General features: G+C 64.3%; 17 protein-coding genes and 1 tRNA gene. 11 read left to right on the forward strand and 7 right to left on the reverse strand.

Going from position 1 to position 12,807, the window contains the following annotated elements:
- Window positions 1–25 precede the first annotated feature (25 nt).
- From wrbA to pdxH, 5 genes are all read left to right on the forward strand, one after another.
- Window positions 26–646 (forward strand): NAD(P)H:quinone oxidoreductase, encoded by a 621-nt coding sequence (gene wrbA / locus ACT7B3_RS09140; protein WP_445157704.1) that lies wholly within the window; start codon window positions 26–28, stop codon window positions 644–646.
- Complete coding sequence (locus tag ACT7B3_RS09145) at window positions 643–1,044, forward strand: DUF2069 domain-containing protein (protein ID WP_444677703.1); 402 nt, start codon at window positions 643–645, stop codon at window positions 1,042–1,044. The genes wrbA and ACT7B3_RS09145 overlap by 4 nt, the downstream gene beginning before the upstream one ends.
- A gap of 125 nt (window positions 1,045–1,169) precedes the next feature.
- Window positions 1,170–1,886, forward strand: a complete 717-nt coding sequence (locus ACT7B3_RS09150) for an AzlC family ABC transporter permease (protein WP_445157705.1) — start codon at window positions 1,170–1,172, stop codon at window positions 1,884–1,886.
- Window positions 1,883–2,233, forward strand: a complete 351-nt coding sequence (locus ACT7B3_RS09155) for a branched-chain amino acid transporter permease (protein WP_445157706.1) — start codon at window positions 1,883–1,885, stop codon at window positions 2,231–2,233. The genes ACT7B3_RS09150 and ACT7B3_RS09155 overlap by 4 nt, the downstream gene beginning before the upstream one ends.
- Window positions 2,234–2,312: 79 nt before the next feature.
- Complete coding sequence (gene pdxH / locus ACT7B3_RS09160; RefSeq protein WP_445157707.1) at window positions 2,313–2,954, forward strand: pyridoxamine 5'-phosphate oxidase; 642 nt, start codon at window positions 2,313–2,315, stop codon at window positions 2,952–2,954.
- 73 nt (window positions 2,955–3,027) lie between these two features.
- On the opposite strand, the gene ACT7B3_RS09165 is transcribed toward pdxH, so the two are convergent.
- Entirely contained in the window at window positions 3,028–5,775 is a 2,748-nt protein-coding gene (locus ACT7B3_RS09165) for a bifunctional acetate--CoA ligase family protein/GNAT family N-acetyltransferase (RefSeq protein WP_445157708.1), read from the reverse strand.
- Between the two features lie 110 nt (window positions 5,776–5,885).
- Here ACT7B3_RS09165 and ACT7B3_RS09170 point away from each other — a divergent pair, with 110 nt between their 5' ends.
- The 5 genes from ACT7B3_RS09170 (at window position 5,886) to ACT7B3_RS09190 (ending at window position 9,637) form a co-directional block, all read left to right on the forward strand.
- Window positions 5,886–6,821 (forward strand): histone deacetylase family protein, encoded by a 936-nt coding sequence (locus ACT7B3_RS09170; protein WP_445157709.1) that lies wholly within the window; start codon window positions 5,886–5,888, stop codon window positions 6,819–6,821.
- A gap of 83 nt (window positions 6,822–6,904) precedes the next feature.
- The gene (locus tag ACT7B3_RS09175) at window positions 6,905–7,537 is read left to right on the forward strand and encodes a helix-turn-helix domain-containing protein (protein WP_445157710.1); all 633 of its coding nucleotides are present in this window, start codon (window positions 6,905–6,907) and stop codon (window positions 7,535–7,537) included.
- A gap of 60 nt (window positions 7,538–7,597) precedes the next feature.
- Window positions 7,598–7,918: a DUF1244 domain-containing protein gene (locus ACT7B3_RS09180; RefSeq protein ID WP_444677699.1), complete on the forward strand. Its 321-nt coding sequence runs from the start codon at window positions 7,598–7,600 to the stop codon at window positions 7,916–7,918.
- On the forward strand, window positions 7,915–8,436 hold the full coding sequence (gene moaB / locus ACT7B3_RS09185; RefSeq protein WP_444677698.1) for a molybdenum cofactor biosynthesis protein B: 522 nt from the start codon (window positions 7,915–7,917) through the stop codon (window positions 8,434–8,436). Before ACT7B3_RS09180 ends, moaB begins: the two co-directional genes overlap by 4 nt.
- Window positions 8,429–9,637 carry a molybdopterin molybdotransferase MoeA gene (locus ACT7B3_RS09190; protein ID WP_445157711.1) on the forward strand — a complete coding sequence of 403 codons (1,209 nt, stop codon included), beginning with the start codon at window positions 8,429–8,431 and terminating at the stop codon, window positions 9,635–9,637. The genes moaB and ACT7B3_RS09190 overlap by 8 nt, the downstream gene beginning before the upstream one ends.
- Window positions 9,638–9,649: 12 nt before the next feature.
- On the opposite strand, the gene ACT7B3_RS09195 is transcribed toward ACT7B3_RS09190, so the two are convergent.
- From ACT7B3_RS09195 to ACT7B3_RS09220, 6 genes are all read right to left on the reverse strand, one after another.
- Entirely contained in the window at window positions 9,650–10,222 is a 573-nt protein-coding gene (locus ACT7B3_RS09195; protein ID WP_445157712.1) for an acyl carrier protein phosphodiesterase, read from the reverse strand.
- A gap of 4 nt (window positions 10,223–10,226) precedes the next feature.
- Window positions 10,227–10,580 carry a TusE/DsrC/DsvC family sulfur relay protein gene (locus tag ACT7B3_RS09200; RefSeq protein ID WP_444677696.1) on the reverse strand — a complete coding sequence of 118 codons (354 nt, stop codon included), beginning with the start codon at window positions 10,578–10,580 and terminating at the stop codon, window positions 10,227–10,229.
- Complete coding sequence (tusB, locus tag ACT7B3_RS09205; RefSeq protein WP_445157713.1) at window positions 10,580–10,870, reverse strand: sulfurtransferase complex subunit TusB; 291 nt, start codon at window positions 10,868–10,870, stop codon at window positions 10,580–10,582. Before tusB ends, ACT7B3_RS09200 begins: the two co-directional genes overlap by 1 nt.
- Window positions 10,871–10,911: 41 nt before the next feature.
- Window positions 10,912–11,292: a sulfurtransferase complex subunit TusC gene (gene tusC / locus ACT7B3_RS09210; RefSeq protein WP_445157714.1), complete on the reverse strand. Its 381-nt coding sequence runs from the start codon at window positions 11,290–11,292 to the stop codon at window positions 10,912–10,914.
- 10 nt (window positions 11,293–11,302) lie between these two features.
- Complete coding sequence (gene tusD, locus ACT7B3_RS09215; protein ID WP_445157715.1) at window positions 11,303–11,695, reverse strand: sulfurtransferase complex subunit TusD; 393 nt, start codon at window positions 11,693–11,695, stop codon at window positions 11,303–11,305.
- A 69-nt stretch (window positions 11,696–11,764) separates the two neighbouring features.
- Window positions 11,765–12,433, reverse strand: a complete 669-nt coding sequence (locus ACT7B3_RS09220; protein WP_445157716.1) for a Bax inhibitor-1/YccA family protein — start codon at window positions 12,431–12,433, stop codon at window positions 11,765–11,767.
- Between the two features lie 256 nt (window positions 12,434–12,689).
- Between ACT7B3_RS09220 and ACT7B3_RS09225 the strand changes: the two genes are divergently transcribed.
- Window positions 12,690–12,779: transfer RNA gene (locus ACT7B3_RS09225), tRNA-Ser, on the forward strand.
- Window positions 12,780–12,807: the final 28 nt, after the last annotated feature.

Here is a 12,807-nt window from a genome sequence, read left to right on the forward strand (position 1 = left end):
TCTGGCCGGCTACTCTGGAGCAACGATGCGCGACTCCCTGCCCTACGTGTTGATCCTCTACTACTCACGCCACGGTGCCACGCGAACCATGGCCGAACAGTTGGCGGCCGGCGTTGAGTCGTGCTCCGGCATCGAAGCCCGCCTGCGCACCGTGCCCCCGGTATCGCCCACCTGTGAGGCCGTCGATCCCGAGATCCCGGCCGAAGGGGCCATCTATGCCGAGCTGGATGATCTGCGTCACTGCGCCGGACTGGCGCTGGGCAGTCCGACCCGCTTTGGCAACATGGCGGCTCCCTTGAAGCACTTCATCGACTCGACCAGCGCGCTGTGGCTCAACGGCGCGCTGGTAGATAAGCCTGCTACCGCCTTCACCTCCACCTCGAGCCTGCACGGGGGGCAGGAGACCACGCTAATCTCCATGCTGCTGCCGCTACTGCACCACGGTATGGTCTATGCGGGACTGCCTTACAGCGAAATCGAACTGATGTCCACGACATCAGGCGGCACTCCCTATGGTGCCAGTCACCTGGCGGGGCAGCGCAACGACCAGCCGCTGACCGACACTGAGCGTTCGCTGGTGCGTGCCCAGGGCAAGCGCCTGGGCCGGCTGGCCCTGGCGATGACCAGCCTGAGGGAGCCGTCATGAGGCGATGGGTGGAATCCCTGGAGGCGCGCCATGGGCTCGACCCGCTCACCGAGCGCAGCCGCCAGCTGGTGCTGGGTAGCTACGTGGTACTGCTGGCCCTGCTGATCTGGAGCGGCCTGGCCATGGAGGCCGGTACCAACCCGCTTACGCCTATCCTCATCCGTGTCCTGCCGTTGGTCCTCTTCCTGCCCTCCATTCTGGGTCGACGCCCGCGTGGACATGCCTGGCTCGCCTTCGTCAGCCTGCTCTACTTTATCCAGGGCGTGATGGTGGCGACCCTGCCCGGTCAGGGCGTGCTTGGCATTGCTGAGGCGCTGGCGTCGCTGGGTCTGTTCACCGGCTGCATGTTCTATGCGCGTTTCCGCAGTCGACAGATGAGAGAGAACGGAAATCCCTAAACTCCTGGCTGGGTTTACTACGCAGTTGGAAAATAACGATGGTATCCACTGGAATTTGGCCCAACGTGCCATAAAATAGGCCGCAAGGCACGTTGCCACCGGCGTCGCACAAGGAGGCCGCCCCAGTGTCCCCATCGCTTTCCCCTTCCGCTTGGCGCAGCGCCGGCGCGCGTACGGTGCCGGTCATGTTCGGCTACCTGCCCTTGGGTGCCGCCTTCGGCATCCTCGCCATCGAGCTCGGCATGCCTTGGTGGGCCGCCCTGCTCATGTCGCTATTCATCTATGCCGGAGCGGGGCAGTTTCTTGCCGTCGCACTGCTCGCGGCCGGTGCCGGCCTGGTGGAAGTTGCCGTGGCCACGCTGATGCTCAATTCCCGCCACCTCTTCTATGGCTTATCCCTGATCAAGCGCTTCCAGGGCGCGGGCTGGCGCAAGCCATATCTGATCTTCTCGCTCACCGACGAGACCTATTCCCTGCTAACCACCCAGCCGGCAGCGGAACAGCGTGACCATGGGCTGGCGTTTCGCATCAGCGCGCTCAACCAGCTGTGGTGGGTGATGGGTACGCTGACGGGCGTCATGATCGGCAGCGCTCTCGATTTCGACAGCCGTGGCATCGAATTCGCCCTGACGGCGCTGTTCATCGTCCTGACGCTTGAGCAGGCGCGGCGTTTGCGCCAGGGCCTGCCCTTCGTGATCGCCTTGCTGGCCGGCGTAGGCGCCATCCTGCTGGTGCCGGACCAGCACATGCTGCTGACGGCCATCGCCGCCGCCAGCCTGATGCTGCTGGCGCATTACCACCACGGTCAGCGCGGCGCTCGGGACGAGGTGCCGACTGCATGAGCGCAATAGAGCTGGGCATCTTCATCGCCGTCTGCGCAGTGGCCACGCTTGCCACCCGCCTGCTGCCCTTCGTGGCCCTGGCGCGCCAGGCCGATCACCCCCTCATCCTGCACCTGGGACGCTACCTGCCCCCGGCGATCATGCTGATTCTGGTGATCTATGCGCTGCGCGACATCCGCCCCTTGATCCAGGCAGAACTCAACGTCGGGCCCAACGGGCTCCCTATGCTGGTGGCCTCGCTGGTGGTGGCGGCACTGCACCTCTGGCGGCGCAATGCTCTGCTGTCGATCATGGTCGGCACCGGCGCCTATATGCTGATGGTGCAACTGGGCTGGGCCGTCGCTTGAACCGTTCGGCCGGCAGGTTTGCGCTTGTGATGGACAGCCACAGCGGCGACCATAGACAAAAATTCGAAAGGAGAACGCCATGACACGCAATATTGCCGACATTCGCCGCGATTACGAAGGCGGACGGCTCGAAGAGGGCCTGGTTCCCGCCGATCCGCTGGTGCTGTTCGACGAGTGGATGGCCCTGGCCGTGGACTCGGAAGGCGACGACGCCAACGTCATGACTCTGGCGACGGTGGACAGCCAGGGGCTTCCCCATGCCAGAATCGTGCTGCTCAAGGGCTACGATGAGCGTGGCATGGTGTTCTACACCAACTACCACAGTCACAAGGGCAGCGAATTGGCCAATGTGCCGCATGCCGCCCTGGTGTTCTGGTGGCCCTCGCTGGGCCGCCAGCTGCGGGTCGAAGGCCTGGTGGAGCAGGTCAGCGAGGAGGAATCGAACGTCTACTTCGACAGCCGCCCCCGCGCTAGTCAGCTTGGCGCCTGGATCGCCACCCAAAGCGTGGTCATTCCGGACCGCCACTGGCTCGAAGAGCGGCAGCACCGCTTCGAGCAGGCCTACGAAGGCCAGGAGATTCCACGGCCGGGCCACTGGGGCGGCTATCGGGTCATGCCGCAGATGCTCGAGTTCTGGCAAGGCCAGCCCAGCCGGCTGCATGACCGCATCCGCTACGAGCAGCGCGATGGACGCTGGTCCTCCTTCCGCCTGGCTCCCTGACGGGTTTTACGCCAGGCGCCTCTGATGGCGCCTGGCGGCATAGACTGGAGGTGTCAGGCGCCACCCGCAGGGCTCAATCGGGCAGGCTTTCCAGGCGTAGCCGCTGCCACTCGCTCTGGGGTTCGTTCAGGCGCATCACCGCATCGACGACTTGCTCTTCCATGTTGTAGCGACAGGTGAAACCCAGATGCTTCATCAGGGCGCGCATCGGGTGGTTGTCGACCATCACCTTGCCGATCATCTCCAGCGTGCCGATGCTCCTACAGTAGGCGATCATCTTGTTCATCAGCAGGCTGCCGAGCCCCTGCCCGGCCATGTCGTCGCGCACGATGATCGAGAACTCCGTGCGGATGTTGTCGGGGTCGTTCCAGACGCGCACCACGCCTAACATCTCCTTGCCGCCTTCTTCCTTGTGATGCTCGGCGATGAAGGCCATCTGGCGGTCATAGTTGATATGCGACAGGATCGACAGGTCGCGCTGGCTCAAGTCCGACTTGTTGTGGAAATAGCGGAAGCGGATGCTCTCCTCGGAGAGCTGCGCGTGGAAGCTGGTGATCAGCGGAGCGTCTTCGGCGCGTATGGGGCGCACCTCCACCTGCATGCCGTTGCGCAGGGTGGTCCATTCGCGCAGCTCTTCCGGATACGGCATGATCGCGAAGCGCGCCGGGTGGCCAAGGTCGAGGGCGAAATCCACCGCCACCAGGCCGTCACGATTGAGCAGCAGCGGATTGAGCTCCAGGCCCCGCAGCTCCAGCAGATCGGAGGCCATCTGCGAAAGCTTGACCAACAGCTGGCACAGCCGGGTAAGGTCGCGTTCGGGATGCGAGGAGTGCTCGCGGATCAGCCTGGCCGCATGGGTGCGGCCTATGACGTCGGCCGCCAGCGTCATGTTCAACGGCGGCAGCGCCACTTGGCGGTCGGCCAGCACGTTGACCTTGTAGCCGCCGATGCCGAACACGATGAGCGGGCCGAACACCGGGTCGCGGGTGATCCCGGCACACAGCTGCATCGAATGCTTGCCACGCTGCATGGGCTGCAGGCAGTACTCGCGAATCTTTACCGGAGGGAATTTTTCGCGCAGCTTGTCGCCCAGCACGACCAGTCCTTCCGCCACCTGCTGGGCGTCATGCAGGTCCTGCATCAGCCCGGCCGACAGCTTGTGCGGATGCTTGCGATAGCGGAACGGTCGACAGTTGCCTTCGTGCACGATCTTGAGCGCCCAGGGGCCCTCGAACGCCTGGCTGGCCTCGGCGGCCTCTTCCGGCGTATGCACGTAGCGGCTGGGTGCGGTGGGGATACCGTAGGCTTCGAGCACCTTGGCCGTTTCGGAGTGCGACAGAGTCTCGCGCCCTTCCGCCCTGGCCTGCTCGATCAGCTGGCGGCACTGGGCGCGGATATCGGCGGTGGTGGAAAACGGCAGGCTTGGTGGAGTTTCCTGCAGCAGCGCTTGCACCCGCTGGTAGTCCACCATGTGCATGAAGGCCTTGACCGCCTTTTCCGGCGATACATAGGTCGGAATGCCCGCCATGCTGCATTCATGGCGGGCATACAGGGCCCCTTCCAGCCCCATCCAACTAGTCAGCAGGTTGCGGCGAAAGCGCTTGCGGTTGGCGATGATCGCCTGGGCCGTGACCTTCGACGGCGCCAAGCGCGTGGGGGCGTGAACGACCAGTACCGCATCGACATTTGGGTCTCCGGCCACAATCTCCAGCGCCTCGACCATCTTTTCAGGGGTGCCGTTGCCGCCTAGGTCCACCGGGTTATCGCCCGGCTTACTCATGTCGAAGTCGCCCTTCCTCAACGCCCGACGCGTCTCATCGCTGAAGCGGGCCAGCCGACCGCCCGAGCTGATCAGCTTGTCGATCGCCAGCATGGCGGGCCCCAGGCCGTTCGACACGATGGCCAGCCGGTCGCCCTTCAGCGGCTTCATCTGGGACAGCGTCATCAGCGCGTCGAAGAGTTCGTCGGAATCGTTGACCCTGACCACGCCCGCCCGCGACAGCGCGGCGTCGAACACCATGTCGCGGTTGGCAATGCCCGGCGTGGGCGGCAGGTTGGTCAGGTCCGACTCCGGCGTACGTCCGCTCTTGATCGCGAGCACCAGGCGGTGGCGCGAGGCGTCGCGCAGCGCGGTCATGAAGTGCTGGGAGTCCTGGATACGCTCCAGGTGCAGCAGGATCGCCTGGGTGGGGGCGTACTGATTGATGTAGTCGATGAGGTCGGGAAGCATCACGTCGACGCTATCGCCAACCGTGATCAGATGCGAGAAGCCGATGCCGCGGCCTGCCGCCCAGTCGATCATGGCATTGCCGAGCATGCCCGACTGACCGAGGTAAGCGACCTTGCCCGGCTTGACCGGCTGGCTGGCATAGGAGGCGTTGAGCTTGCGGCCCGGCACGATCAGGCCCATGCACTCCGGCCCAAGCACCCGGATACCCGACTCCATCGCGGCGCTGAGCATGCGTTCGCGGATCGAGCTCTCGCCCTCTTCGGCATCATCGAGATCCGATCCGCCGGACAGAACCAGGGTCGCCTTCACGCCGATGCGCCCGAGCTGGCGAATCAGCTTTGGCAGGGTGGGCGCGGGCGAGCAGATCACGGCAAGGTCCGGGGCTTCCGGCAGGTCGCGGACACGCGCCACGCAGGGCTGTCCGAACACACTTTCGTACCCTCTCAGGTTGACAGCCCAGAGCGTCCCCGGGAAGCCTGCTTCCTGCAGGTTGCGAATCACGATGCCACCGATGGAGTGGGGCTTCTCCGAAGCACCGATCACTGCGATGGTGCGAGGTTCGAAGAAGTGCCGCAAGAACCGGGTACTCAAATCGCTCCCTCCGCCTGGTCAGGTTTTCCTACTCTGTGTACGACTTATTGACAGTGTTATGCAAGGGGTTACGCGGATTATGGTGATCCAAGTCACTCTGGAGCCACCCAATGATCACGGCGTATATCACTCACCCTCACTGCCACCTTCATCATATGGGTCCGGAGCATCCCGAAAGCCCCTTGCGCCTAGAGGCCATCAGCGCCCGCCTGGCGCTGAGTGGCCTGCTGCAGCAAACCATGCAGTCCGACGCCCGAGAAGCGACCGAGGAGGAGCTTGCCCGTGTGCATCCGCTGCGGCATCTGCGCGCGCTCGACAAATGCGTGCCCGAAACGGGGATCGTAACGCTCGACACCGACACCATGATGAATCCGGACAGCCTCGAAGCCGCACGCATGGCGGCGGGCGCGGTGATCCGTGGCGTCGACCAGGTCTACCGCCGCCAGGCGGATAATGTCTTCTGCGCTGTCCGCCCCCCGGGGCATCACGCCGAGGCTACCGACGCCATGGGCTTCTGTTTCTATAACAACGTGGCAGTCGGGGCCGCACACGCCAAGGCGAAATACGGGGCACGGCGCATTGCCATCCTCGATTTCGACGTCCACCAGTGCAACGGCACTATCGATATCTTCAAGAACGACCCGGAAGTCCTGATCTGCACCAGCTTCCAGTTCCCCTTCTATCCCTGGCGCTACCTGCGCAGCGAATGGCAGAACGTGGTCAATACGCCGCTGGAGGCCGGCACCGACAGCGCCGCCTTCCGCCGCGCGATCGAGGATGACTGGCTGCCGGCGCTGCATGCCTTCAAGCCGGAGCTGGTGCTGGTCTCGGCCGGCTTCGATGCCCACCGCGAAGACGCGATGGCCGAACTCTGCCTGGAAGACGAGGACTTCTATTGGGTCACCCGCCTGGCCCTCGACATCGCGGCACTGTATGCCGACAACCGCCTGGTTTCGGTGCTGGAGGGCGGCTACGACCTCGACTCGCTGAGCCGCAGCGCCGAAGCGCATGTCAAGGCGCTGCTTGGCCTGCCCTTCGAGGATTGACATGCGGCGGGAGTCAGCCAAACAAGGCACGGCAGGCGTCTTGTGGTAGGCTTCGGGGAAATCTGTTTCCTATAGTGAAATCCATGCCCGCCAAAACCGACCAGCAGGCCGCGCTGAAGATTGCTGCCGGCCGCAAGCCCTTCGTCGAGCCCCTGCGTCTGGGTGAGCGACTCAAAGAGATTCGCCTGGCCAATCACTGGACACTTGAGGATGTCAGCCAGCGCACGGGGCTGGCTCGCTCGACTCTGTCGAAGATCGAGAATAATCAGATCTCGCCGACTTTCACCGCCGTGCAGAAGCTCATCAACGGCCTCGGCATAGACCTGCCCCAGCTGCTGACACCGCCACGCGTGCAGCCGCGCACCATGGGGCGCCGCGACCTGACCCGCCAGGGTGAGGGGCAGCATCATCCGACCCCCACCTATGAGCATGAACTGCTCAGCTGTGAACTGGCCCAGAAGCGCATGATTCCCTTCAAGACGATCGTGCGTGCGCGTCATTTCGATGAGTTCAGCGAGTGGGTTCGCCACGACGGCGAGGAATTTCTGATGGTGCTGCAGGGCGAGATTCAGCTCTATACCGAATTCTACGAGCCCTTGCAGCTCGCCCAAGGCGACAGCATCTACTTCGACAGCGACATGGGACATGCGCTGGTCTCCGTCAGCGAGGAAGATGCCGTCGTGCTGTCGGTCTGTACTCGCGGGGATGCCGCCTGACCCCGGCCCGTCTGCCTTCGGCAGTTCGCGCCGCAGCCATGCAACACAAGGAGCGACACCATGCAGCATCTCGACGATGCCACCCGTACCCAGCTCGAAGCCGCCGCGTTCCGTCGCCTGCTCAAGCACTTGGACGCCAACAAGGACGTGCAGAACATCGACCTAATGATCCTTGCCGATTTCTGTCGAAATTGCCTGGCGAAATGGCTGGTTGCCGCCGCCGAGGAGCGTGACGTCGCGCTCGATGACGAGGCGGCGCGTGAGCATGTCTACGGCATGCCGTACGCCGAGTGGAAGTCGCGCTACCAACAGGATGCCACGCCGGAGCAGCTGGCGGCCTTCCAGGCACGGCAGGCTGGCAAGCAGGAAGACAAGTCATGAGCGAGGCGATGATTCCGCTGCGTATCGCGGTGCTGACTATTTCGGACACCCGCGATCTCGGCAGCGACAAGAGCGGTGCCCTGCTGATCGAAAGCCTGACGGAAGCGGGTCATCGGCTCGTCGAGCGGCGCATCGTCATCGACGACATCTACCAGATCCGCGCGGTGGTGGCCGAGTGGATCGCCGACCCGCAGGTTCAGGTCATCCTGACTACCGGCGGCACCGGCTTCACCGGGCGGGATTCCACGCCCGAGGCGGTGTCCGTCCTGCTGGACAAGCGTATCGAAGGCTTCGGCGAGCAGTTCCGCCAGCTTTCCGCCCAGGAAATCGGCAGCTCCACCATCCAGAGCCGCTGCCTGGGCGGCCTGGCCAACGCCACGGTAATCTTCTGCCTGCCCGGCTCCAGCGGCGCCTGCCGCACCGCCTGGGAAGGCCTGCTGGCCGAGCAGCTCGACAGCCGCCACAAGCCGTGCAATTTCGCCAACCTGGTGATTCCCGAGCGAGGCCAGCATGGCTGAGCTGCAATCCGTCGAAGCAGCGCTGGCCGCGCTGCTTAACCAGCTCGTGCCCGTGGAGTCGGAAATCGTGCCCTGTGAGCTGGCAGCACAGCGCGTGCTGGCCGATGAGGTCATTGCACGGCTCGACGTGCCGCCCTTCGCCAACAGCGCGATGGACGGTTATGCCTTGCACCACGCAGACGCTGGCCAGACCCTCCCTATTGCCCAGCGCATTGCCGCTGGGAGCGTTCCGCAGCCGCTGGCACGGGGAACCTGTGCCAGGATCTTTACCGGCGCCCCACTGCCGCCAGGCGCCGACTGCGTGGTCATGCAGGAAAAGGCCGAAGCCGCCGGCGAGGCGGTGATGATGCCTGCCAACGTGCCGCTCGATAACAACGTTCGCCACCGGGGCTGCGACGTGACCGCTGGCAGCGTGCTGCTCGGCCGCGGCCACCGCCTGAACGCCGCTGCCCTCGGCCACCTGGCCAGCCAAGGTATTGCCAAGGTGGCGGTACGCCGCCGCCCCCGTGTTGCCCTGCTCACCAGCGGCGACGAGATCGTCGAGCCCGGCCGACCTTTGTTGCCGGGCCAAATCTACAACAGCAATCGACCGATGCTGAGCGAGCTGTTGCAACGCTTCGGCGCCGAACTTACGTTCGTCGCCAGCATGCCCGACGACGCCCAGGGTACCCGCAATACCCTCCGGCACGCGGCGGAGCTAGCCGATGTGGTGGTCACCACGGGCGGAGTCAGCGTGGGTGAAGAGGATCACGTCAAAGCGGCCATCGAGGCGATCGGTCGGCTCGACCTCTGGCGTCTGGCACTGAAGCCCGGCAAGCCGCTGGCGCTGGGGCGCCTGGAAGACAGCCGCGGGCGCGAGGTGCGATTCGTCGGCCTTCCCGGCAACCCCGTTTCCAGCTTCGTTGCTGCCTGGCTGTTCCTGCGTCCGCTGCTGGGCGCTCTGCTCGACTGCCCCGAACTCGCCAACCTGCCTACGCTCAAGGCGCGTGCCGGCTTTGCCACACGTACTGGGCCGCGGCGGCACTACATGCGTGTGGCCCTGGCCATGGACGATGACGGCATCACGGCACAAGCCTACGCCGACCAGGGCTCGGGCGTGCTCTCGTCGTGCGTCGTGGCCGACGCGCTGGCCGTTATCCCGGCAGACAGCCGGGTCGAGGTGGGCGACCCGGTCTCCTGCCTGTGGCTTCGGGCCGACTGAAGCGCGGGTGGCTCAGGCCCCGGGGGCGACCTCGAGCTCGGCGGCAACCGCCGGCCAGAGCTGCATGAAATCCTCTCTCAGCTGGTCATAGTCCGCTTTCAGCCAGGGAACGAGAGCCTCCAGGTGATTCGGTCCCGACAGGCGCTGGCCGATGCCGCTGACCGCCCGGCAGGTGAACGCAAAATCGGAATAGCGATGCAGCCAGTCCTGTGCGATCAGGGCCGGAATCATGCCCGCCAGTCGCGCCGGCGCTGGCCGCTGACGTAACACTCGGTAGCTGCGAGCCACCAGCTCGGATTCGCGGCGGTGCAGCGACAGCTGGCGTGCCACGAAATGGTCCCATACCAGGTCGAGCGCGATACCAGCGTAACGACGATGCGGGTGAGGGGCACGACGACGCGCCGAGAGCACCGTGGGATGTGCATCCACGAAGGCATCGACCCGGCGGTGATGGCGTATCCCCAGGGCCACGTCCTGCGGCCAGGCAGAAAGGTCGCTGCCCTTGACCCCGTCGGCGATCAGGTTGCCGTAAAGGAAGGCGTCGCTCCCTGCACGGGCCAGCCAGGCATGGGCAAGAAAGTTCATCGCATCAGAGGCAGTTGGCCGGCTTGGGCAGCCCGGCCAGACGTGCCGCGACCTTGGCCGGGCTATCGGGAAAAAGCGTCAACAAATGCACCGAGCGGCCCTTTTCGGGGCCTAGCGCCTGACCCACCGCCTTGACCAGAGGGCGCATGGCGGGTGCCGCCTCGTAGCGCTGGTAGAAGTCGCGCAGCACCCTAATGACCTCCCAGTGCTCTTCGGTCAGCGCCCGCCCCTCCTCTGCGGCAAGAGCCTTGGCCACGTCCGGCGTCCAGTCGGCGAGGTCAACCAGGTAACCTTCTGGGTCGAGGGCAATCGGGGAGCCGTCGACATCGAGATAACGATCGGTAGCGGTAGAAGCCATCAGAACCAGCTCACTGTCTTGTCGGCTTCTTCGGTCAGGGTCACGAAGCCATCGACGTCCACCACCTGGACGCCTGCATCGCAGCGCCCCTCCAGGCCACGGGCGACGAGATCTTCACGCAGGGCAAAGATGCGACCTTCTACCGTCTGAAAATGGGGAACCTGTGTAGCCAATGCCCCGAGCACGCCATCCTCGACCAGCAGCAGGCGGTCATCGGGTCCCATCCCGGCCAGCGCATCGCGATAGGCGAGACTGGTGCCAGGCGAGCGGTTCAGTATGTGCAGGATCATGGGCTGCCTCGCATCGTGCTGATGTGCCGGATCGTAAGACGTCAGAACGTCAGGACCAGGGCATGCCCGTCGATCAGCCGGGCAATGGCCGCACTGTCGACCAGGTGGCAGGCAAGCGACAGGTCCTGTACCGAAAGGGCCTGTGCGGCCCTGGCCGAATCGTCCACGTAGATCGACTCGATGTCGTACATGGCCAGCATGTCGAGCGTGGCGGCCGTACCTTTCTGGCCCAGAGCTCCCGGGCCTTGGCCTTTGGCCAGCGCCGCCACGCCATCCCCCTGGAACAGCAAGCTTACCTGCTGCCCGAACGCCGCGGCGACCAGGGCGGCGTCCAGTCCTTCACGTAACCAGCTGCTGCCATGGGGCGCATGCCGAAGCACGACCAGCAGGTCGCCGTACCGGGCCGCATCTCGTTGGCTCATGGCGGCCTCCTCAGGGCGCAAAGGTGACAAGGCGATCAACCTCCTGACCCAGACCAATCAACTGGCCAAGGCCGGTCAGCTCGAAGGGCGCTTCGACGCTGTGGCCGCTCTTGCCGTGTCGCAGCGCCTCGCGCTCATCGAGCAGGCCGCGGCGCAGCGCTGCGGCAATGCAAACCTGTAGCTGGGTGCCATGCGCCTGGTGCAGTTCGCACCAGGCATCGTAAAGGTGCGGTTCGTCCTGCGGCGGCGCGGCCAGTCGGGCTGCGTTGTACACCCCATCATGATAGAAGAACACGGCCTCAAGAACGTGTCCTCTGGCAAGCAGCCCGGAAGCAAAGCGCAGCGCGGAATGGCTGGCCTGGCTGCTGTAGGGCGCCCCTTGGACGAGTAAGGCATATCGCATGGAGAAAGCTTCCATCAAAATGCGCAGGCCCCGCTTGTGCGGGGCCTGCGAACAGCTACCGCTTTGCGATCAATCGTTGCTCATGATGCCGAGCAGTGCCAGCAGGCTGACGAAGAGGTTGTAGATCGAGACGTAGAGCGTGATGGTGGCAAGGATGTAGTTGGTCTCGCCGGCGCGGTGCACAATCTCGCTGGTCTGGTAGAGGATGGCCGCCGAGGCGAACAGCACAAAGCCAGCCGAAACCATGAGCATCAGGGTCGGGATCTGGAAGATCAGCCCCGCCACCATGGCCAGGATCAGCACGATGGCACCGGCCATGAGGAAGTTGCCGAGGAAGCTGAAGTCCTTCTTGCTGACCAGCGCCACGGCGGAAAGGCCGATGAAGGTCAGGCCGGTCATGGCCAGTGCATTCATGATCAGCGCCGCGCCGTTGGGCAGGGCCAGGTAAGCGCTGAGAATGGGGCCGAGCGTGAAGCCCATGAAGCCAGTAAAGGCAAAGGTTGCCAGCAGGCCGGAGGCCGAATTGGCAGTCTTGTGGACCAGGAACATCAAGCCGTATGCGCCGATGAAGAACACGAAGATGTTCATCCGTTCGACGCCCATGGCCATGGCGGCACCCGCTGTGACGGCGGAGAACAGCAGTGTCATCGCCAGTAGCGCATAGGTATTGCGCAGCACCTTGTTGGTGCTGACGGCTTGGGACGAGTGCTGGGCCACATGTGTGTCGTGGTAGGCCATTGATCCAGAGCTCCCTGTGGTTGATCTTTGTTGATCTCTGCAGTGGACCAAGAATGCCGTTCGTTGGTTCCCGACGCAACCCCTTAGTACTGCAAGGATCAACGCCTGATCATCGCAAGCACTTGCGGCAACTGTATACCGTCGTCTTGTTGCCTTGCCGGCGGTTGCCGGCCTCGACTGGCGCTTTCTTGGGCGGAGCCTGGCGCGAACCCCTTGACCTACAGAGCAAAACTGGTAATATTCGCCCCCGTGAGCCGGAGGGATGGCAGAGCGGTTGAATGCACCGGTCTTGAAAACCGGCAAGGGTTAACGCCCTTCCAGGGTTCGAATCCCTGTCCCTCCGCCATTACATGAAGAAAAGCCACTGTCATCAG

It is taken from the genome of Halomonas sp. E14 (genome assembly GCF_052568415.1).